The organism is Paractinoplanes rhizophilus (genome assembly GCF_042664765.1).
GTDB lineage: Bacteria > Actinomycetota > Actinomycetes > Mycobacteriales > Micromonosporaceae > Actinoplanes > Actinoplanes rhizophilus.
Window position 1 is genome coordinate 1 of record NZ_JBHTBJ010000022.1, and the last position, 18,651, is coordinate 18,651.

General features: G+C 71.0%; 17 protein-coding genes. 13 read left to right on the plus strand and 4 right to left on the minus strand.

Going from position 1 to position 18,651, the window contains the following annotated elements:
* Positions 1 to 355 precede the first annotated feature (355 nt).
* Together ACFQS1_RS25510 and ACFQS1_RS25515 are read left to right on the plus strand one after the other, a co-directional pair.
* Positions 356 to 883 (plus strand): hypothetical protein, encoded by a 528-nt coding sequence (locus tag ACFQS1_RS25510; protein ID WP_378972854.1) that lies wholly within the window; start codon positions 356 to 358, stop codon positions 881 to 883.
* 18 nt (positions 884 to 901) lie between these two features.
* Positions 902 to 1,318, plus strand: coding sequence for a hypothetical protein (locus ACFQS1_RS25515; protein WP_378972856.1), 417 nt, complete (start codon positions 902 to 904; stop codon positions 1,316 to 1,318).
* A gap of 338 nt (positions 1,319 to 1,656) precedes the next feature.
* Here ACFQS1_RS25515 and ACFQS1_RS25520 read toward each other — a convergent pair whose 3' ends face one another.
* Positions 1,657 to 2,871 carry an ISAs1 family transposase gene (locus tag ACFQS1_RS25520; protein WP_378972858.1) on the minus strand — a complete coding sequence of 405 codons (1,215 nt, stop codon included), beginning with the start codon at positions 2,869 to 2,871 and terminating at the stop codon, positions 1,657 to 1,659.
* Positions 2,872 to 3,423: 552 nt separating this feature from the next.
* Here ACFQS1_RS25520 and ACFQS1_RS25525 point away from each other — a divergent pair.
* From ACFQS1_RS25525 to ACFQS1_RS25540, 4 genes are read left to right on the plus strand one after another with little or no spacing between them, the layout of a single operon-like run.
* The gene (locus ACFQS1_RS25525; RefSeq protein WP_378972860.1) at positions 3,424 to 3,774 is read left to right on the plus strand and encodes a hypothetical protein; all 351 of its coding nucleotides are present in this window, start codon (positions 3,424 to 3,426) and stop codon (positions 3,772 to 3,774) included.
* A gap of 4 nt (positions 3,775 to 3,778) precedes the next feature.
* Positions 3,779 to 4,471, plus strand: a complete 693-nt coding sequence (locus ACFQS1_RS25530; protein WP_378972863.1) for a hypothetical protein — start codon at positions 3,779 to 3,781, stop codon at positions 4,469 to 4,471.
* Positions 4,468 to 4,785, plus strand: a complete 318-nt coding sequence (locus tag ACFQS1_RS25535) for a hypothetical protein (protein ID WP_378972864.1) — start codon at positions 4,468 to 4,470, stop codon at positions 4,783 to 4,785. Before ACFQS1_RS25530 ends, ACFQS1_RS25535 begins: the two co-directional genes overlap by 4 nt.
* A gap of 45 nt (positions 4,786 to 4,830) precedes the next feature.
* Positions 4,831 to 5,592 carry a hypothetical protein gene (locus tag ACFQS1_RS25540; RefSeq protein ID WP_378972866.1) on the plus strand — a complete coding sequence of 254 codons (762 nt, stop codon included), beginning with the start codon at positions 4,831 to 4,833 and terminating at the stop codon, positions 5,590 to 5,592.
* A 66-nt stretch (positions 5,593 to 5,658) separates the two neighbouring features.
* Here ACFQS1_RS25540 and ACFQS1_RS25545 read toward each other — a convergent pair whose 3' ends face one another.
* Together ACFQS1_RS25545 and ACFQS1_RS25550 are read right to left on the minus strand one after the other, a co-directional pair.
* A complete protein-coding gene (locus ACFQS1_RS25545; protein ID WP_465263218.1) occupies positions 5,659 to 6,684 on the minus strand; it encodes a glycosyltransferase in 1,026 nt (341 codons plus the stop codon).
* A gap of 157 nt (positions 6,685 to 6,841) precedes the next feature.
* Complete coding sequence (locus tag ACFQS1_RS25550; protein WP_378972868.1) at positions 6,842 to 9,889, minus strand: glycoside hydrolase family 9 protein; 3,048 nt, start codon at positions 9,887 to 9,889, stop codon at positions 6,842 to 6,844.
* A gap of 192 nt (positions 9,890 to 10,081) precedes the next feature.
* On the opposite strand from ACFQS1_RS25550, the gene ACFQS1_RS25555 reads away from it, so the two are divergent.
* The 6 genes from ACFQS1_RS25555 (at position 10,082) to ACFQS1_RS25580 (ending at position 16,826) form a co-directional block, all read left to right on the plus strand.
* Positions 10,082 to 10,303: a heavy-metal-associated domain-containing protein gene (locus tag ACFQS1_RS25555; protein WP_378972871.1), complete on the plus strand. Its 222-nt coding sequence runs from the start codon at positions 10,082 to 10,084 to the stop codon at positions 10,301 to 10,303.
* Positions 10,300 to 11,187 carry a hypothetical protein gene (locus tag ACFQS1_RS25560; protein WP_378972874.1) on the plus strand — a complete coding sequence of 296 codons (888 nt, stop codon included), beginning with the start codon at positions 10,300 to 10,302 and terminating at the stop codon, positions 11,185 to 11,187. The genes ACFQS1_RS25555 and ACFQS1_RS25560 overlap by 4 nt, the downstream gene beginning before the upstream one ends.
* Positions 11,184 to 13,424, plus strand: coding sequence for a heavy metal translocating P-type ATPase (locus ACFQS1_RS25565; protein WP_378972876.1), 2,241 nt, complete (start codon positions 11,184 to 11,186; stop codon positions 13,422 to 13,424). The genes ACFQS1_RS25560 and ACFQS1_RS25565 overlap by 4 nt, the downstream gene beginning before the upstream one ends.
* Before the next feature lie 274 nt (positions 13,425 to 13,698).
* On the plus strand, positions 13,699 to 15,510 hold the full coding sequence (locus tag ACFQS1_RS25570; RefSeq protein WP_378972879.1) for a serine/threonine-protein kinase: 1,812 nt from the start codon (positions 13,699 to 13,701) through the stop codon (positions 15,508 to 15,510).
* An 89-nt stretch (positions 15,511 to 15,599) separates the two neighbouring features.
* The gene (locus tag ACFQS1_RS25575; RefSeq protein ID WP_378972882.1) at positions 15,600 to 16,448 is read left to right on the plus strand and encodes an alpha/beta fold hydrolase; all 849 of its coding nucleotides are present in this window, start codon (positions 15,600 to 15,602) and stop codon (positions 16,446 to 16,448) included.
* Between the two features lie 66 nt (positions 16,449 to 16,514).
* Positions 16,515 to 16,826, plus strand: coding sequence for a hypothetical protein (locus tag ACFQS1_RS25580; RefSeq protein ID WP_378972884.1), 312 nt, complete (start codon positions 16,515 to 16,517; stop codon positions 16,824 to 16,826).
* Here ACFQS1_RS25580 and ACFQS1_RS25585 read toward each other — a convergent pair.
* Positions 16,814 to 17,602: an isocitrate lyase/PEP mutase family protein gene (locus ACFQS1_RS25585; RefSeq protein ID WP_378972886.1), complete on the minus strand. Its 789-nt coding sequence runs from the start codon at positions 17,600 to 17,602 to the stop codon at positions 16,814 to 16,816. The two genes, ACFQS1_RS25580 and ACFQS1_RS25585, sit on opposite strands and share 13 nt — an antisense overlap.
* A 70-nt stretch (positions 17,603 to 17,672) precedes the next feature.
* On the opposite strand from ACFQS1_RS25585, the gene ACFQS1_RS25590 reads away from it, so the two are divergent.
* On the plus strand, positions 17,673 to 18,617 hold the full coding sequence (locus ACFQS1_RS25590) for an ArsR/SmtB family transcription factor (protein WP_378972888.1): 945 nt from the start codon (positions 17,673 to 17,675) through the stop codon (positions 18,615 to 18,617).
* Positions 18,618 to 18,651 lie beyond the last annotated feature (34 nt).

Below are 18,651 nucleotides of genomic sequence, written 5' to 3' on the forward strand. Positions count from 1 at the left end.
GGGGCCGGGCGTCCGGATCAGGGCTCTCGCTGGGGTTCGACGTCATGCTGATGATCTCTCCTCGTGACCGTCCAGGAAGAGTATCCCCTGGTCAACGGGCTGTCTCATCTAAGCGTGACAGGGAGGGGGCCCCCGCGAAGGCTCCAACCTGCCTCCTTGGTGGGACGAACGACTACCCTGCTGATAACGACCCAGCGGACTAACTCTACGACTCCAGGAGATGCCGTCGCCCGAGGCGAGCACTGAGTGGGTTCGGCGGCTCCACTCGTGGTGCCAGCGCGTTGCTCAGCGCGTAGACCGCGGTCAGATCTGAAAATGGCTGGCCGTTCTGCGCGTTGGCGGTTCAGGGTGAGTCGTGATCACCATCCAGCGGGTACGTGTGCGGTGGAGTGCGGCAGCACCTGGCGCGTCGCAAGCAGATGCACGCCGTGGCCTGTGTCGCCCGGAGCGGCTTCCGACGGCTATGCCGACCGATGATGTGGTCATCCATGAGGTGCTCGCTGACGAAGCGGCCCGGTACGCGCGTCATGACGATGTCGTCACCGGTGGCCTTGATCGAGCTCGCGACCTCGACCTGTGGTTGTCGGTGGAGGGTTCGGCGCTGGTCGTCGACCGGTTGCCGGGCTGGGCCGCCTACCCACGGCAGCGTGGCCCTGGCCGTCTTTTCATGCTCACGCCAGGTCAGGTCGGCCGGTACCGGGCGAACTTCCGGTACACCGTCACCACGTGTGCGTGTAATCCGAGCTGGTACTACGAGGACTGGCTGACGCTTGTCGCCCATGGCGAGGTGAAGGCAGACGGGTTCATCTCCCGCGACCCGGACTACGACGTTGACCAGCGAGTCCACCTCTATGGCGGATTGAGACGGCCGGGCAGGCAGTAGCTGACTACCCTGCCGATCATGGTGCAACGGCCGACAGCAGGGTGGCGCGAGCAGGTAGACGACGAGGCGGCGCAGATCGCGGCGGGCGCCCTCGACCTCGACGACGCGTTTGCGGCCGGCCTGTTTCCTCCGGAGATGCTCGCCCAGACGGACGAGGTTCTGACACGATTCGAGCAGGACGTCGCTGAACTGGTCAGCCATCGCTGGGAACCGGCGACCGACACGGACATCTTCGCGGTCATCGAACGAACCGTGAAGGCGCTCAACGTCGTCAACGCCCGCTTCGGCGGGGCGGCGTACGAGACCGGCGAACGCGAACAGCTCTGCCAGTACCTCGAGGCGACACTGGAGGACGCCGGCCTTGATGTGGACGCGTTCGCCGGCCGCCACCGGATGACCCGCCACGACATCACCGACCAATGGCGTACATGGTAGACAGACGCCGCACGCGAAACCGCCGGCCTCGCCCCTACGGCCGCAGCCGAGGCCACCAGGACGGCCACCTCCACGCCCGCATTGGCAAGCTCGAAAGGCGCTCGACGGCCGACAGTTACGGACAGTACGGGCTGCGGCATGGCTGGTACGCGATAACAGCCGCAGATGAGTTAGCCGCACTGCCAGAGAAATCTGCCTTCGGCGCCGTCTGCCGAAACGAAGATGTAGCCGATTCCGGCATCGCCGAAGTTATGGCCCAAACGGTCGGTCAGCTGTCCGATTAGCTGCCAGCCCGGCCCAGGCGTCTCGTCACCCTGCAGCCCACGGCCGTTTCAACATCATCCGGTGAGGCCGAGGATGGTGAATGGCCTGGTCATGTCGCGGGTGGCCCAGCGGGTGGCTTCGGTGATGTCGGTGCGGCCGGCCAGGCGTAGCGCGTTGATCGCGAGGTTGCGTAGCGAGGCCAGGACGCGGGGTCCGGAGCGGGTGCGGACGCGGGAGTGGTCCTCGCGGTAGCAGGTGTCGCGGATGAAGTGCAGGGTTTCGATGGTCCACTGGCCGCGGTTGAACGCGGCGATCTCGGCTGGTCCGGCGGCTTCGGCGGGGTGGCTGGTGACGCCGAGTTGCGCTGCGGCGGATTGTTTGCCGTCGCTGGTGGTGACGTAGCGTTCGATCAGCCAGACCTGGCTGACGTGCGGGAGCGGCAGGCCGGGCGGTGCGGGCAGGACCCGGATGGTGCGGCGGGTGCTGCGACCGTGCCCTGTCTCGGTGCTCTCGTAGCCGATCGCGGTGGCGGCCCAGGGCAGGGCGTCGAGAGCGGCGAACAGCGCGGGCCGGTTCTCCTTGACCGGCAGCACGAAGTGGCCGCCCTGCTGATGGATGAGCTCGGCGGTGGCCTTCACGGTGTGCAGCGCGTCAGCGGTCACGGTCACGTCGCGTAGATCGAGGGATTCGAGGAGGGCACGGGCGGTTTCTGGTTCGCGGGTCTTGGCGCCATCGGTCGGCGCCTGAGCGATGACGACGGCGGCCGGGTCCGGGCCGGGCGTACCGGCCAGCGCGGACAGCAGATGCAGTTGTTCGCCGTCGGCGTCGACGGCGCCGCGCACGGTCTTCCCGTCCAGGCGTACCTGCGCCGGTGTATCGCTGCTGGTGAGAGCCGGTTCGTTGATGCCGGCGCGCCGGGTGGTGGTCCATTCGGCGATCACCGCGTCCAGGACGTCGCCGTCGGTGTCGGTGCATACCCGCCAGAGCGTGGAGCGTGACGGCCGGCCGGCCGGCCGGGCCTCGACTCGCCGGTACAGGCTGTCGAGGATCTCGGTGGGGACGTCGGCGACCCAGCCACTGATCGCGGTGTAGCCCTTCAACCCCGACACCGTGGCCGCCGCGATCAGAGCCAGCACGACCGCGACCGGATGATCACGGCCTTGGTCGGACCGGCCGTCGCCGACGGCGAGCAGCAAGTCGAGCAGACCGTGACACGAAGGCGTGAACGAGACGTCCTCGGGCAGCGGCGCGGGCGACCGATCAGCAAGGAGAGTGGCAGACTGCGGCACGACGAAGCTCCGTTTGCACCAGATCCGTGGAAAGACCTGGGCTCAACGGAGCTTCGTCCATATCCGACACGCCAACGCGGGCATCGTCACTCACCGCCACCATCGATCATGAAACGGCCGTGCAGTCAGGCCCGGGAGCGGCCATCACAAACGGGCTGCTCGTGCCCTTTCGTCGACATGACCGGGCGCATTGTTCTCGGCAGATCCGGAAACTTGTGAACGGCTAACGGACACAGCCGCCGTGACCGTACGTGACCTCGCGTTTCCCACCACGGACCACCAGCCGCACGCGAGACAGCCGACCGCCGGTCGACCGTCGTGGTCCTGGCGGTATGCGGCCTCGCCGGCCCGGGCTGGACACGACCACAGCCGCGCCTGTGAACACCGCCGGCACAGGGACAAGCAGCACATCCCGCTCCTGCACTTGGGTCTTCCTGCTCGCCGGTCTTGCGCGCTTACGCCTGGTACGACAGGCTGTCCACTCCTGGCTACCGAGAGTGGGGCACGGTGAGATCGGCACCGAGTACGACGCGCACCAGCGGATTCGCTTTGGTGCTGCTGTTCGTGACGGCCCTGATCGAGCTGTTCGTCGTCGCGTTCGCCAGTGCCGGCTTCGACGAGGTCGCGGACGCCTCTCCGTTCGGGCACCCCGGCACCACCGTCGCCGGCCTCGCCATCACTGTGATCGCGCTGGTGGGCGCGCTGGCCGCGTGGCGCGGCCGGACCGGGCCGCTCCGCACCATCGTCGCGGTCGCCGTGTTCACCTCGGTGGGGGTCGTGGCGGTGATGGCTCTGTTCTTCGTGGTCGCCGGGGGGACGCCGATCATCCTGGCGGTCCTGCTGGCCTTGGCAGCAGTGGAGATCGCCATGATCGGGCGAGCAGTCCTTCAGACGGGGAGCTGAGGTCATGCAACCAGACGAGCTTCGGCACCTGACCCGGCTGCAGCGCCAGGCCGCACAGCTCGCCCGAGGTCTCGCCGCCGGCCCGCCGCACCACGCGGAGGGCAGCGACTCGACCGGCACGGTCCACATCCGGCTCGGCCCGAACGGCATACCCGCCGAGATCCGTATTCGGGCCGGCTGGCGGGAACGACTTGAGCCCGGTCGACTCGCCGAGGCCGTCATGGAGGCCAACACCGATGCCGTCCGGCACGCCATGCAAGCGCTCGAGCTCGCTGCAGAGCCCAAGCCTTCCTTCGACCACGAGGAGGAAACGCAGGCGGCCCCTGACATCACCATGCCCGCCGGGCACGTCCGCGACAGCAACCAGCTCGCCGAGGACGCCATCGAGCACCTGAGGGCCGCGCAGGCGCAGTCGGCGGCAGCGCCGCCAACCGTGCAGGGACAGGACGACACCCGACACGTCACCGTCCGGCTCGCGCCGGGCGGGCTGACAGCTTGCACCATCGCGCCAGACTGGGCGAAGCACCACGACGGCCCGGCGATCAGCGCAGCGCTGGCCGCCGCCCTGCACGACGCAGCCGGCAAGCTCCCCGCCGGCCCACCGGCCGCGCTCCACCGGGACGACCTCGTCGGTGATGCCCTCGCCACGCTGATATCCCTGACCGCGACACCTCCCCGGCAAGGCGGCAATCCATGACCCATCCCCCCAGCGGCGAGCAGGTCGCCGTCGCGACCCAGGCCCTGCGCAACGAAGCCACCGAGTGGGACAGCCAAAGCGCCGTACTCGCCGGGCAGAGCAGCACGGTCGCCGGAATGGAATTCGGGCGCCTGGAAGCCGGCCTCTTCCAGCTCATGGTGGGCCCGTACAACGACGTGATCCACGCCGTCGCCGACCGCACCCGGGAAGGCGCCACCGCCATGACCGAGATCGCCGCCACCCTGCGGACCGTGGCCGACACCTACGAGGCCGAGGACAAGGCCGCCGAGCACCGCATCCGCAACATCTACTGACTTCCCGGGGGTCCAATCGTGTTTTCACAGGCACAGTACGAAGCCGTGATCCGCGAGATCGAAACCGGGATCACCACCTTCCAAGGCCAACTCGCCCAGGTCATCCCGGCCGCGAACAGCGCCACCAGTCATTGGTACGTTCCCCCGCCAGTCGCGCAGGGCTTTCGATGGATCGCCGAGAAGACCGTCGAAGTCGGTCAGGCCATCCTCGACTGGATCCTCGACCTGCTCAAAGGCGCCGCCGCCCCGATCTTCATGTTCATCGACTCCTGGAAGTGGATGGACATCAAAGGCGCCACCAACGGCGTCGCCACCGACCTAACCGCCCAAAACCTCGTCGTCGACGACAGCGACTGGTCCGGCAAAGCCCGCGACGCCTACCTCGCCGCCGCCAACGCCCAATCCACCGCCGCCGCCCGCATCGGCTCCATCGCCGGCAACACTTCGCTCAACCTGCTCGCCTGCGCCGGCGCCGGCCTCGCGTTCTATATCGTTCTGGCCGGTGTCCTCGCCAAACTCATCGCCGCCCTCGCCGTGTCGATCGCGGCGATGGGCTCCGGCATCTTCTCCGGACCCGGCATCGCGCTCTTCCTCGAAGAAGCCGGCGTCAACACGGCCATCATCGTCACCGCCGTCTCCACCCTCAGCGCCTTCGTCGCCGCCCAGGTCACCGCCATGATCACCCTGCACGGCGACGCCGTCGACCCCACCGCATTTCCCAAGGGTGCCTGGCCCAAGGCCAACACCGGCGAATACGGCGATGCGTCCGTCAGAGACGGTGATGCGGACTGGTCTCTCAAAAGGTAGACCGACCACCGCCCAGCCCTCCGCCGCACAACGGGATCTGGGCGCTGGCGCACGGGTTGCCGACGTTCAGCGATGCGGCTCCCGACGGCCGGGGCCGAGATCTGATCGCCGAGCGGCTGCGGGCCGAGGCACCCGCTGAGGGCAGGGCCGCGCCGGCCCTGGATGACCGGGACCACCTCGTCCCGCGACCCGCGCGACAGGCCGGGCGGGCAGCACCGACTCGTAGGCCGCGAGCTGGGCGGCGGCCACCGCGTCCCAGTCGAGATGGCGCACCGAGTCGGGGCCGGCCGCGCCGAGCCGGGCGCAGCGGGCCGGGTCGTTGGCCAGGGCCAGCATCGCGCCGGCCAAGGCACGTACGTCGAAAGCCTCGACCGGAACCCCCACGCCGGGCCGCACCAGGGCCCGCAGGCACGGGATGTCGAAGGCCACCACCGGCGTGCCTACCGCCAGGGATTCGGCCGCCACCATGCCGAACGTCTCGTAGCAGCTGGGCATGCAGACCAGGCGGGCCGCGGCGAGGATCTCGAAGCGGGCCGGCCCGTCGATCCGGCCCAGCCAGTGCAGCCGGTGGGCGATACCCAGGCTTTCGGCGCGGGCGCGCAGGGCGGCCTCGTCCGGGCCGTCGCCGGCGATGACCAGATCGGATCTCGTGTACGCGGCGATCTGCGCATACGCGTCGAGCAGCAGGTCCATGCCCTTCTGCGCCATCTCCAGCCGGCCCAGGAACAGCATGTGGTCGCCGCGCTGCCGAGGCCGGACGTGCCAGGCCACCGGCTCGAGGCCGTTCGGGACAGCCCGCACGTCGGCGCTCGGGTTGCGTGCCCGCAGCTCGCCCGCCAGGTCCTCGCTGACCGCGACCAGCGTGTCGTGCGCGCCGACGCCAAGCCGCTCGATGTGCTGGAACGGCAGGTGGTACTGCTTGGCCTTGTCGGCCGCGAAGAGCCACTGCACAACCCCGACCACGGGGGTACGCGTCAGATAAGGCACGGCGATGCTGGAGAACGGAGCGGCGAAGTCCTCGACGATGACGTCCGGCTGCCAGCGACGTTCCAGGCGGCGAAGGCCGGTGAGCACCGCGCCGAAATAGGCCATCAGCGACGGGAAGTGCCCGGCGCTCAGCGGCCCGAGCCGCGATGCCGGCCGGACTACGCCGTGGGCAGCGTGCCGCCGACGGGGCTGGGTCGGTAAGGCTGGGTCGGCAGGGCTGGGTGGGGGTCCGGCCGGCCGAGGGCCGGCCGGACCCGTTCGGTCAGGCCTGGGCGCAGGCGGCGCCGTTGAGGGTGATCAGCTCCGGTGCCGGGTTCGGGCCGCCGGGGGTGGTGGCGTTGAAGCCGAAGTACACCGTTGCGCCGGGCTGGATGCGCCGGTTCGTGGCGGTGTTGCGGGCCGTCACCGTGGCACCCGACTGCGTCGCCTCGGCCGACCACGCCTCGCGGAGGTGCTGGCCGCCGAGGAAGGCGAAGCGCACCGTCCAGGCGTCGATCGGCTCGGTGCCGGTGTTGGTGACGGTCAGCTGGGCGGTGAACCCAGTCTTGTCCGCCCAGTCGCCGTAGTTGGTGTAACTGGCCCGGCAGGACACCGCCGCCGGCTCGGCCCTGCCCTGGTCGGCCAGGAAGGACGCCACCCAGGCCAGGGCGGAGTTCCAGTTGATGGCGACCTCGTTCGTCGCGTACGACTCGATGTCGTCGACGTAGCAGAACATCGGCTTGCAGCCGGTGAGCAGATCTTTCGCGTACGGGTCGTCCAGCCCGGCGTTCGCGCCGCCGGCCAGCGATCCGGCCGGCGGGTGCGGAAGACTGGCGTCTTTCTCGTGCGCGTAGATCCGGGTGTGCTGGTTCTCCGACGCCTTCTCGCCCCAGCCGGTGACGTAGGACTGGTTCAGCGCGTTGCGGCCGAAGATGTAGTCGACGCCCTGCAGCGCGCCGTCGCGGTACTTCGCCGCGCCGGTCAGGTCGAACGCGGTCGCCAGCACCTGCACGTTGTTCAGGATGTTGCTGTTGCCGCCCCAGAAGTAGCTTCCCGCGTTGCCCGGCATCGGCAACCCGTACGCCTGGGCGGTCAGGGTAGCCAGATAGTTGTCCGCGGCAGTGACCACCGACTGGCGGACCCGCTGCCGGTCGGCGGCCGGCAGGGCGCTGGGCACCGTGGCCAGGTCGAGCCGGCCCAGCGCCGCCGTGCTGGCCCAGCCGAAGCCGGTGGCGGCGAATACGTCGGCGGTGTGGTGCCGGGACGCGGTCACATCGGTCAGGAACGCCGCCTCGCCGGTGGTCAGGTACAGCTCGGCCGCGGCCCAGTAGAACTCGTCGGAGACGTCGTCGTCACCGTACCCGCCACCGCCGCCGCCCAGGTCCTGCGCGATCTTGGCCGGGTTGGCCTTGGCCGCGGCGTACGCGGTGCGGGCCGCGGTCAGCAGCTTGGCCGAGAACGCCGCGTCGTACGGCGCGAACAGCCGCGCGCCCTGAGCGGCGGTGGCCGCCAGGTTGAGCGTTGCCGCGGTCGACGGCGGCTGCAGCTCGCGCTGCTCGGGGTCGTCCTCGGGCTGCATCGGCAGGCCGGTCCAGTTGGCGTCGTGGATCTTGTGGTGGGCCATCCCGGCGAACGGCTTGCCGGCCGGCACCTGCATGCGCATCAGGAACTCGAGCTCCCAGCGCGCCTCGTCGAGGATGTCGGGAACGTCGTTGCCCCGCTCCGGCACCCGCAGCGTGCTGTCCGCCAGCCCGGCGCCGTGCGCGGCGGTGACGGCGGTCTTCGTGCGTTCGAAGCTGCTCAGCAGTTGCTGGACGGCGATACCGCCGTTGACCACGTACTTGCCGTGGTCGCCGGCGTCGTACCAGCCGCCGCGCACGTCGAGCCGGTAGTCGCAGGAGTTGGCCCGGCACGGCACGTCGGTGTCGCCCTTGTTCGGGGCCACGCCCAGGTGCCCGGCCGGGCGGGCGTACTGCTCGCCGACCAGGTCGCCGTCGATCGCGATGCCGCTGCGCTGGATGTAGAAGAACTGCAGGGCGTCCGACCGCAGTTGCTGGTAGACGGTGCTGGAGATGTCGAACGGGTGGCTGGTCTCGCCGTCGGCGACGAGCGTGTAGCCGGTCCCCGCGGTGGCGTAGCCGGAGAAGTCGATGGTGTGGACGTTCTGGCCCGAGGCGGCGTCCACCCCGCGCGGCGTGCTCCGGCCCGACTTGACCACGTCACCGGCGGCGTTCTTGAGCTGCCAGTCCAGTGCGTCGGTGGCGTCGGTGACCAGGGTGGCGTTCTTCGGCCCGCCCGGCAGGTAACCGACCTGGTTCACCCGGACCCGCGGCCCGGTCTCCGGCACGTACGGCGGCTCCGGCTCGCCGCCGATCAGCGACACGTTGTCCAGGCACAGCCGGTACTCCGCGGCGGCCCCGCCGACCTGGAAGGCGACCTGGCCCGCGGTGGTGTCCTCGGACGCGGTGAACGTGAATTCCAGGTGCTGCGAGGTGGCGGTCAGCGCGACGTCGCGGCTGAAGTACGACGTGTACGGCTCGGCCCCGAGCTGGACGGCGGCCCGCACGGTGGCGCCCGGGGTGGCCGTGGCGTCGAACGAGAAGGTGTACGACGCTCCGGCGGTCAACCTGACGTTGTTCTGCCCGATGCCGGCGTCCCAGGGATTGGCCAGCCCCGCGGGCACGGTGGCGCACAGCTGCCCGTCCTCGACCCCGGTCGCCGTGGTGCCGTAGGTGTACCAGCCCGAGGCGCCGTCGGCGAAGTCGCCGTTCTCCACCTGCTCGACGCCGGTCGGCGGTGCGGCGACGTCGCTGGTCAGCGAGACGTCGTCGAGGCAGAAGACGAACGCCTCGGCACCCCCGCCGAGCTGGAACGTCAGCGTGCCGTTGGCCGAGTCCAGGTTGCCGGTGAAGGCGTACTCGAAGGTCTGCGCCTCGGTGGTCAGCGCCACCGCGCGGGACAACGCCGTGGTGTACGGATCCTCGTTGAGCTGCACGTTGGCCCGGACTGTCACCGGCGTACTGGCGTGCGCGCGGAAGCTCAGTGAGTAGGCCGCGCCGGTGACGAGCGGGATGTCGTTGTGGCCGAGGCTGACGTCCCAGGCGTTGGTGGTGCCGGCCGGAACTTCGGCGCAGAGCTCCCCGCCGGTGGCGGAAATCGGCGCGTTCTCGGTGGACCACCAACCGGTCGTCCCGGTCGTGAAGTCGCCGTTGGGAATGTGCTGTGTCGGTTCGGCGGACGCCGGTTGGACGGTCAAGGACATCAGCGCCAGCGTGGCCGCCGCGGCGGCCGCGGTCAGCACGGTGACCCGTCTACGCAGGTATGGAGTCACGGGGGTTCCTTCCCAAGTTTCGCGACGCGGTGGAATCAGTGATGGGAGCGCTCCCAAGAGCCGGTTCATTGTTACCAATGGGTTACCGCTAGTCAATCGACCGGCTTGAATGATCGGTTGCGCAATACCCCGGGAGGGTATAGCTTCTCGGTACGGATACCCGGTTGGGGTATTTCTCCTGGGAGGTTTGCGATGAGCGTCAGCGAGTTTCGGGTGTCGGGGATGACCTGCGCGCACTGCGAGATGTCGGTCCGGGAAGAGGTTGGGCGGGTGCCGGGCGTGGACGCGGTCGAGGTGAGCGCGGCGGCCGGGCGGCTCGTGGTGACCGGCACGGACGCGGGCGCGGTGGTGGACGACCGGCTGGTGCTCGCGGCCGTGGAGGAGGCCGGCTACTCGGCGGAGCGGGTCTCATGAACGCGGCGGGGAAGCTGAGTCTGTTCGCGGCGGGGGTCGCGGTGGTGTTCGGGGCGTCGTTCGCGGTGGGAGCCGTGGTGGTGCCGGACGGCGCGGTCGCGGCGCGGGAAGCGAAGACCGGCAGTGCGGGTCATGACGGCATGGCGGCGGACGGCGAGATGGCAGCGGCGGAGGACGTCCGCGGGCTCGGGGTGGCGGCCGACGGGCTGGTGTTGTCGCCGGTGGAGGCGCCGGCGAAAACGGGCGTGGACGGCGAGCTGTCGTTGCGGATCGTGGACGCGGGCGGCGCGCCGGTGACGGGGTTCGCCACGTCGCACGAGAAGCAGCTGCATCTGATCGTGGTGCGGGCCGACGGCGCGGAATTCCGGCATGTGCATCCGCGGATGGACGCCGCGGGGACGTGGACGGTGCCCTGGCGGTGGACGGCGGCGGGGACGTACCGGGTGTTCGCGGACTTCGTGCCGGCCGGGCGGGCGGACGCCGGCAGCATCACGCTGACCCGGACGCTGCAGATCGGCGGCGCCTATGCCCCGGTCACCCCGCGGCCGCACGCGACCGACGACGTCGACGGCTTCCACGTGGCGATCGACGGTGATCTCACCGCGGGCGCCACGAGCGAGCTGACCGTCACGATCACCCGGGACGGCAAGCCGGTGACGGCGCTGGAGCCGTACCTGGGCTCGTTCGGGCACCTCGTCGCGCTGCGCGAGGGCGACCTCGGTTACTTGCACGTCCACGCGGAGACCGGCGCGACGTCCGGGCCGGCCATCAGGTTCGGTGCGGAGGTTCCGACCGCCGGCCGATACCTGCTCTATCTGGACTTCAAGATCGGCGGAAAGGTGCGCACCGCCGATTTCGTCCTCGACGGAAGGAACGCCCGATGACGCGCGACGGAGGGACTCCGATGCGAACGGCCCAGTTCGTCGAGCTGGAGATCGGCGGGATGACCTGCGCGTCCTGCGCGATGCGGATCGAGAAGAAGCTGAACAAGCTGGACGGGGTCACCGCCACGGTCAACTACGCGACCGAGAAGGCGAAGGTGACGGTGCCGGACGGCTACGACCCGGCGACGCTGATCGCCACGGTGGAGAAGACCGGCTACACCGCCGCGCTCCCGGCCCCGAAAGCTCCAGAGGCGCCCGAGACCCCCGCGGCCGGGGACGGCGAGCTGAGGGACCTGCGGGAGAGGCTGATCGCCGCGGTGGTGCTGAGCGTTCCGGTGATCGCGATGGCGATGATCCCGGCGCTGCAATTCACCTACTGGCAGTGGGCGTCGCTCACGCTGGCCGCGCCGGTGATCGTGTGGGCGGCGTGGCCGTTCCACCGGGCCGCGTGGACCAACCTGCGGCACGGCGCGGCCACGATGGACACGCTGATCTCGATGGGCACGCTGAGCGCGTTCGCCTGCTCCGTGTACGCGCTGTTCCTCGGCACCGCCGGGGAGCCGGGCATGAAGCACCCGTTCGAGCTGACGCTCGCGCCCTCCGACGGCGCCGCGAACCTGTATCTCGAGGTGGCCACCGGGGTGACGATGTTCATCCTGGCCGGGCGCTATTTCGAGAAGCGGTCCAAGCGGCAGGCCGGCGCGGCCCTGCGAGCGCTGCTGGAGCTGGGCGCCAAGGAGGTGTCGGTGCTGCGCGCCGGCGCCGAGACGAAGATCGCGATCGAGGATCTCGCCGTCGGTGACCGGTTCGTGGTGCGGCCCGGCGAGAAGATCGCCACCGACGGGCTGGTCGTCACCGGCACGTCGGCGGTGGACGCGTCGATGCTGACCGGCGAGTCGGTGCCGGTCGAGGTCGGCCCCGGCGATCCGGTCACCGGGGCCACCGTCAACGCCGGCGGCCGCCTCGTCGTCGAGGCCACCCGGGTGGGCGCCGGCACCCAGCTCGCGCAGATGGCCAAGCTGGTCGAGGACGCCCAGACCGGCAAGGCCGAGGTGCAGCGCCTGGCCGACCGGATCTCCGGCGTGTTCGTCCCGATCGTCATCGCGATCGCGGTGGCCGCGCTCGGCGCCTGGCTGGGCGCCGGGTTCCCGGCCGGTGCCGCGTTCACCGCCGCCGTGGCCGTCCTGGTGATCGCCTGCCCGTGCGCGCTCGGCCTGGCCACCCCGACCGCGCTGCTGGTCGGCACCGGCCGGGGCGCCCAGCTGGGCATCTTGATCAAGGGTCCCGAGGTGCTCGAATCGACCCGCGAGGTGGACACCGTGGTGCTCGACAAGACCGGCACCGTGACCACCGGCCGGATGGCCCTCACCGCGGCGCTGCCCGTGCCCGGCACCAGCCGGGACGAGTTGCTGCGCCTGGCCGGCGCCGTCGAGAACGCCTCCGAGCACCCGATCGCCCAGGCCATCGCGAAGGCCGCCACCGGCGCCCTCCCGGCCGTGCACGACTTCGCCAACCTCGAAGGCCGGGGCGTGCGTGGCACCGTCGACGGGCACGAGGTGCTCGTCGGGCGGGAGTCATTGCTGGCCCGGCCGCTGCCGCCCGAGCTCGCCGCGGCCAAGGCGCGGGCCGAGAGCGAGGGCCGGACGGTGGTCGTGGCCGGCTGGGACGGCGCGGCCCGCGGGCTGCTCGTCGTCGCCGACACGGTCAAGCCGACCAGTGCCGAGGCCGTGGCCGGCCTCAACCGCCTCGGGCTGACCCCGGTCCTGCTCACCGGCGACAACAAGGCCGTCGCCGAGCGGATCGCCGCCGAGGTCGGCATCGACCAGGTGATCGCCGAGGTGCTGCCGGGCGACAAGGCCGACGTGATCCGCCGGCTGCAGGCCGAGGGCCGGACCGTCGCGATGGTCGGCGACGGCGTCAACGACGCGCCCGCCCTCGCCCAGGCCGACCTCGGCCTGGCCATGGGCACCGGCACCGACGTCGCGATCGAGGCCGCCGGCATCACGCTGGTCCGCGGCGACCTGCGCGCCGCCGTGGACGCGATCCGGCTGTCCCGCCGCACTCTCGCGACGATCCGGACGAACCTGTTCTGGGCCTTCGCCTACAACGTCGCCGCGCTGCCCGTCGCCGCGCTTGGCCTGCTCAACCCGATGCTCGCGGGCGCTGCCATGGCCTTCTCCAGCGTCTTCGTCGTCGGCAACAGCCTGCGTCTGCGCGGGTTCACCAGCATCACCTGAGGGTTGCGGGTGTTGCGAACGCCACATCGGCCGGGGACGGCCCGCGACAAGCCGTCAAATGCCTCATAGCCTGCCGAATCCGCGCGATTACGCTCTGTGTTGTCGGTCGGGAACATGCCAAAACCGGTGAGTAACAAGAAGACTGTGCAAAATGGTGGCTGTCACGTGGGCGCATGCGTGATTTCCGGTCGTAAGATCGGGGACCGTCCCGATCCGGAAGCCGTCACCTTGAGTGACTGTCCATCATGACCCATACGTCCCGAGAGCGCATCCCATGACGACTAGGCCCCTGCGGCCGGGCGACCCACGACGGCTCGGCGATTACCGCCTGCTCGGCCGGCTCGGCGAGGGCGGCATGGGCACGGTCTTCCTCGGCCGCGACCCGGAGGGCCGGCCCGTCGCGGTGAAGGCGATCCGGCCGGAGCACGCCAACAACTCCGAGTTCCGGGCCCGGTTCCGCAGCGAGGTGGAACGCGCCCGGCAGGTGCCGTCGTTCTGCACGGCCGCGGTCCTGGACGCCGGGACCGACGAGGTCACGCCGTATCTGGTCGTGGAGTACGTGGAGGGACCCAGCCTGCAGGAGGTCGTCGAGGAGCGGGGCCCGATGGCGCCGGGCGACCTGCACAGCGTCGCGGTCGGCGTGGCGGCGGCGTTGACCGCGATCCACGGCGCCGGTGTCATCCATCGCGACCTGAAGCCGAGCAACGTGCTGCTGTCGCTCGGCCTGCCCAAGGTGATCGACTTCGGCATCGCCCGGGCCCTCGAGGCGACCACCAAGCACACCCGGCCCGGCCGGTGGGTGGGCACGGTCGATTACATGGCGCCCGAGCGGCTCGACCCCGACGTCGGCCCGATCACGCCCGCGGCCGACATCTTCGCGTGGGGCGGCGTGATCGTCTTCGCCGGCACCGGGCGCAACCCGTTCTACGGCGACACGCCGGTGGCGACCGCCGCGCAGATCCTCACCAAGGCGCCCGAGCTGCGCGGCGTGCCCGCGTCGCTGGTCGAGCTGGTCAGTCAGGCGTTCGCCAAGGACCCGGGCGACCGGCCGACCGCCAACGAGCTACTGCAGAAACTGCTCGCGGTGAACGTCCCGCACACCGGCCCCAAGCCGAGGCGTACGGGCGGCCGGTTCGACTCGCGCGAGCTGCTCGAGCACGTGATCGCCGAGGGCCCGCAGCCGGCGCCCGCCACGCTCATCGGCCCGGCGCACTTCAACGGCTCGGCGGACTACAACGGCCGGGACCAATTCCATAACCCGGCGGAATACAACGGGTCGGCGAAAGCCAACGCATCGGCGAAGGCCGGCGGTCGATCACCGAGCCGGAGCGACCGGGCGCCAAGGCGTGGCGACCGGTCGCCGAAGAGGCGCGCGACCTCGGCCACCCGCCTGGTGACCCGCCCCTTGACGTACGCGATCGGCGCTTTGATGCTGGCGTCGGTCGCCGTCGCGACCGTCGCCTATGCCCGGACGAACGGCGACCAGGAGCCGGCCAAGGACCCCGGCCCGCAGACCAAGGTCGCCACCGCGACCACCTCGGCCCTGCGCGGCCCGTCCTTCGCCGACCCGCTGACCGCGCCGGGCCGGTTCCGGGAGACCGTCGCCGAGTCCGGCAGTTGCACCTATCGCGGCGGTCAACTACGCGCCCACGTCAAGGGCAGGTCGACCTTCCAGTGCCCGGGGCCGGAGGACGCGTTCACCGGCAACCAGTCGATTTCCGTACGCGTGGAACTGGCCTCCGCCGACGCCTGCGCGATGGTCTGGTTCCGCTATCACGGGGACCGGGGGTATCAGCTGACCGCCTGCGCCGACCACGTGGAGCTGGAGGAGCTGAACGGGGCCCTGCTGAACTCGCTGGGCCGGACCTCGTCCACCGCCCTGACGCCAGGCACGCCGCACGATCTCGACATCGTCATCTCCAACCAGCACGCCGTCGTCAGCGTCGACGGGAACGGCGGCCTCGTGGAGGGCGCCGTGACCGACCCCGACCTCGCCACCGGCCGCATCCAGCTCGGCGTCACCAATACCGGCGCGGGCAGCGCCGCCGAGGTCTCGTTCGCGAACATCGAAGCCCGCACCGGCTGAGCCGGGCGTCGTTCACCGCGAAAGGACTCCGAAACTATCGGAAAGTCGTCGCAAGTTTGCGTTGACTAACTTCACGGTGTGTATCGACAATGGGACTCGCCCGGGCGGCGCGGCAGTGGGTGGCCGCGCCGCCCGAGCCGCAAAGACGCGACTGGCCGTTGCCGGACCCGCCGCCGGCGCGGAGCGTCGAGGGCATGGAGATTCTGCTCATTCACGGCCACCCGTTCGACCACACGCTCTGGGAGCCGCAGGCGGCGGCGCTGCGCGCGGCCGGCCACGACGTCATCACTCCCGACCTGCGCGGCTATGGCGCCGCACCACCCATCGGCGAGATAACGTATTTGTCCGATTTCGCGGCGGACCTCGCGGCGACGCTGCGGACGGATCGGGCGATCATCGGCGGCGTCTCGATGGGCGGCCAGATCGCCATGGAGTTCTACCGCCAGTACCCCGACCGCGTCGCCGGCCTCATCCTCTCCGACACCTCACCCGTCGCCGAGACCGAGGAGGGCAAGAAATCCCGCCGCGACCTCGCCGACCGGCTGCTGGCCGAGGGCATGGCGGGTTACGCCGACGAGGTCCTCGACAAGATGATCACGCCGGCCCACGTCGAGGAGCTGCCCGAGGTCGCCGCCCACGTCCGGCGGATGATGCTCGCGACCTCGCCCCGGGGTGCGGCGGCGGCGCTGCGCGGACGGGCCGAACGGCCCGACTACCAAAAAGACCTTTCCCGCGTACGGGTACCGACGCTGATCCTGGTCGGCGCCGAGGACGCCTACACGCCCATCGCCGACGCCGAGCTGATCCGGGATCTCATCCCCGGCAGCGAGCTCATGATCTTCGAGAAGACCGGCCACCTGCCCGGCCTGGAACGCTCCGCCGAGGTCAACGCGGCCCTGCTGACGTTCGTCTCCGCACACTTCCCGGCCCCGGCGTGATCGACGTCATCGTGGTAGACCAGGACGGGCGGGGTATCGCAGCGTCCGACGCGAAAGGACAGCGACATGGCTAGAGACGATCTCACCACCGAAGCGGCCGAGGGCAGCCGCGACCGCCGGTTCCACGGCGGCTCGCCCGACCGCCTGGACGACGACGAGCTGGCCCGCCGTACCGGGGCCGAGCGGGCGGAAGCCGGGTCCGCCGACTACGACCCCGACGACGTGCCGCCCGCCACCGACGACCCGGTCCCGTTCGACCCGGCGTTCGACCAGGTCGAGCAGGACATCGAGAGCGTCGCCGCCCGCCAGGAGGCGGAGGGCGAGACGACCCCGCTGAGCGAGGACAACCCGTTCCCGCCTACGCGTTATGCGGAGTGACTGAGCAGACCGTTCAGCTCGCCGTAGGGGATGGAGTCGGCGATTGACGCGTACGTGCCGGAGGTGAGCGCCTCCCGCACGGCGCGCCGCACCACGGCGTAGGCCGCCTCGGCGATGCCCGAGCCCAGACTCACCCGGGCCACGCCGAGCGCGGCCAGCTCGGCCACCGTCGGCGCGCCCGGCCAGACCAGGATGTTCACCGGCGCCGGGATCTTGGCGACCAGCGCGCCGATGACCTCCGGGTCGATCGCGCCGGGCACGAAGATGCCGTCCGCCCCGGCCGCCAGGTACGCCTCGGCACGGGCCACCGTGTCGGCGAAGTCGGGGTTGCCGCGCAGGTAGTTGTCGATCCGCGCGTTGATGAACAGATCGTCGCGGGGCGCCGCCTCGCGGGCCGCGGCCAGGCGGGCGACCATCTCGTCAACGGGGCGCACGGAGTCCTCGAGATTCACCCCCGCGGCGCCGGCCGCGACCACGCCGCGGATCGTCGCGGCGACGCCCCCCGGGTCGTCGCCGAAGCCCGACTCGATGTCGGCGGTCACCGGCACGGAGACGGCGGCGGCCACGCGCCGGACCGCGGCGACCGCTCCCTCCCGGTCGAGGACGTCGCCATCCGGGGCGCCCAGGCTCCAGGCGACGCCGGCGCTGGTGGTGGCGACGACCGGGGCGCCCGCCGCCTCGGCGACGCGGGCACTGGCCACGTCCCAGGCGTTGGCAAGCACCAGTGGCGAGCCCGGGACGTGCAGGGAACGAAGAAGTGCGGCGTGTTCGGTCACGGCATCAGTCTTCGCGATGGATCCGCCGGAGCGTAAGGTTTCAGCTCGGGCTAAATCCACGGAGGCGGCATTGGCCACGATCGGCCTGTCGGCGGCGGCCGCGACCCGCATCCGTTTCGCCGTGAGCTGCCTGTGGGAGGTGCTGGCGAGCGTCCGCATCCTCCGCGACCCCGGGGTGCCCGAGGTGCATCGGCGCTGGGCCGCGCGGGCCCGGGCCGGCGTCGACGAGGGCGGCCTGCTGTGGAGCCTGGTGGCGCCGAGCGGCGGTTACACGCCGGACTTCCTGACCCCGCCGCCCAGCGGGCTGGCCGGCGACCTCGAACGCGAGCTGGCCGGCCTGCGCGTCACGCCGCCGTCGGTCGTCCGCGCCCAGCTCGAGCTGGCCGGTGTCGAGAGCCCGCTGCGCGACGACCCCGCGGCCGGCCTGCGCCGCCTGGCCGACGAGATCGCCGCCTACTGGTCGGTGGCGATCGCGCCCGATTGGCCCCGCATGCGCGCCGTGCTGGACGCCGAGGTCCAGCGCCGGGCCCGCCGCCTGGCCGAGACCGGCAGCGCCGCCGTCCTCGACGACCTGCACCCGAGCGTGACCTGGCGGAACGGCGAGCTGACCATCGACCAGCCGCATTGCCGGGCCGACGACGTCCCGGACGGCGCCGGCCTGATCCTGATCCCGTCGGTCTTCGTCTGGCCCGCGGTGCTCACGGTCACGGCCGGCGAGATCCCGCAGCTCGCCTATCCCGCGCGCGGCGTGGCCACGCTGTGGGAGCGCTCGTCCCGCGAGCCGGACGCGCTGACGGCGCTGCTGGGCCGGGGCCGGGCCCGCCTGCTGACCGAGCTGGCGACGCCGCTGTCCACCACGGAGCTGTCGCGCCGCACCGGCATCACTGCTGGCGGGGTCTCGCAGCACCTGACGACGTTGCGGGCGGCCGGCCTGGTGGTGACCCACCGGCAGGGTCGCTCGCTGCTGAACACCCGCACCGCGGTCGCCGAAGCCCTGCTGTCCGCCGCGTCATAGCGGCCCGGCTGTCCGCCGCCTCATAGCGGCCCGG

Excerpts from the sequence above, each read along its gene's own strand:
- ACFQS1_RS25570 (WP_378972879.1), top strand. The coding sequence starts at position 13,699 with ATGACGACTAGGCCCCTGCGGCCGGGCGACCCACGACGGCTCGGCGAT.
- ACFQS1_RS25545 (WP_465263218.1), bottom strand. The coding sequence starts at position 6,684 with ATGGCCTATTTCGGCGCGGTGCTCACCGGCCTTCGCCGCCTGGAACGT.
- ACFQS1_RS25560 (WP_378972874.1), top strand. The coding sequence starts at position 10,300 with ATGAACGCGGCGGGGAAGCTGAGTCTGTTCGCGGCGGGGGTCGCGGTG.
- ACFQS1_RS25530 (WP_378972863.1), top strand. The coding sequence starts at position 3,779 with ATGCAACCAGACGAGCTTCGGCACCTGACCCGGCTGCAGCGCCAGGCC.
- ACFQS1_RS25535 (WP_378972864.1), top strand. The coding sequence starts at position 4,468 with ATGACCCATCCCCCCAGCGGCGAGCAGGTCGCCGTCGCGACCCAGGCC.
- ACFQS1_RS25555 (WP_378972871.1), top strand. The coding sequence starts at position 10,082 with ATGAGCGTCAGCGAGTTTCGGGTGTCGGGGATGACCTGCGCGCACTGC.
- ACFQS1_RS25580 (WP_378972884.1), top strand. The coding sequence starts at position 16,515 with ATGGCTAGAGACGATCTCACCACCGAAGCGGCCGAGGGCAGCCGCGAC.
- ACFQS1_RS25565 (WP_378972876.1), top strand. The coding sequence starts at position 11,184 with ATGACGCGCGACGGAGGGACTCCGATGCGAACGGCCCAGTTCGTCGAG.
- ACFQS1_RS25575 (WP_378972882.1), top strand. The coding sequence starts at position 15,600 with ATGGGACTCGCCCGGGCGGCGCGGCAGTGGGTGGCCGCGCCGCCCGAG.
- ACFQS1_RS25515 (WP_378972856.1), top strand. The coding sequence starts at position 902 with ATGGTGCAACGGCCGACAGCAGGGTGGCGCGAGCAGGTAGACGACGAG.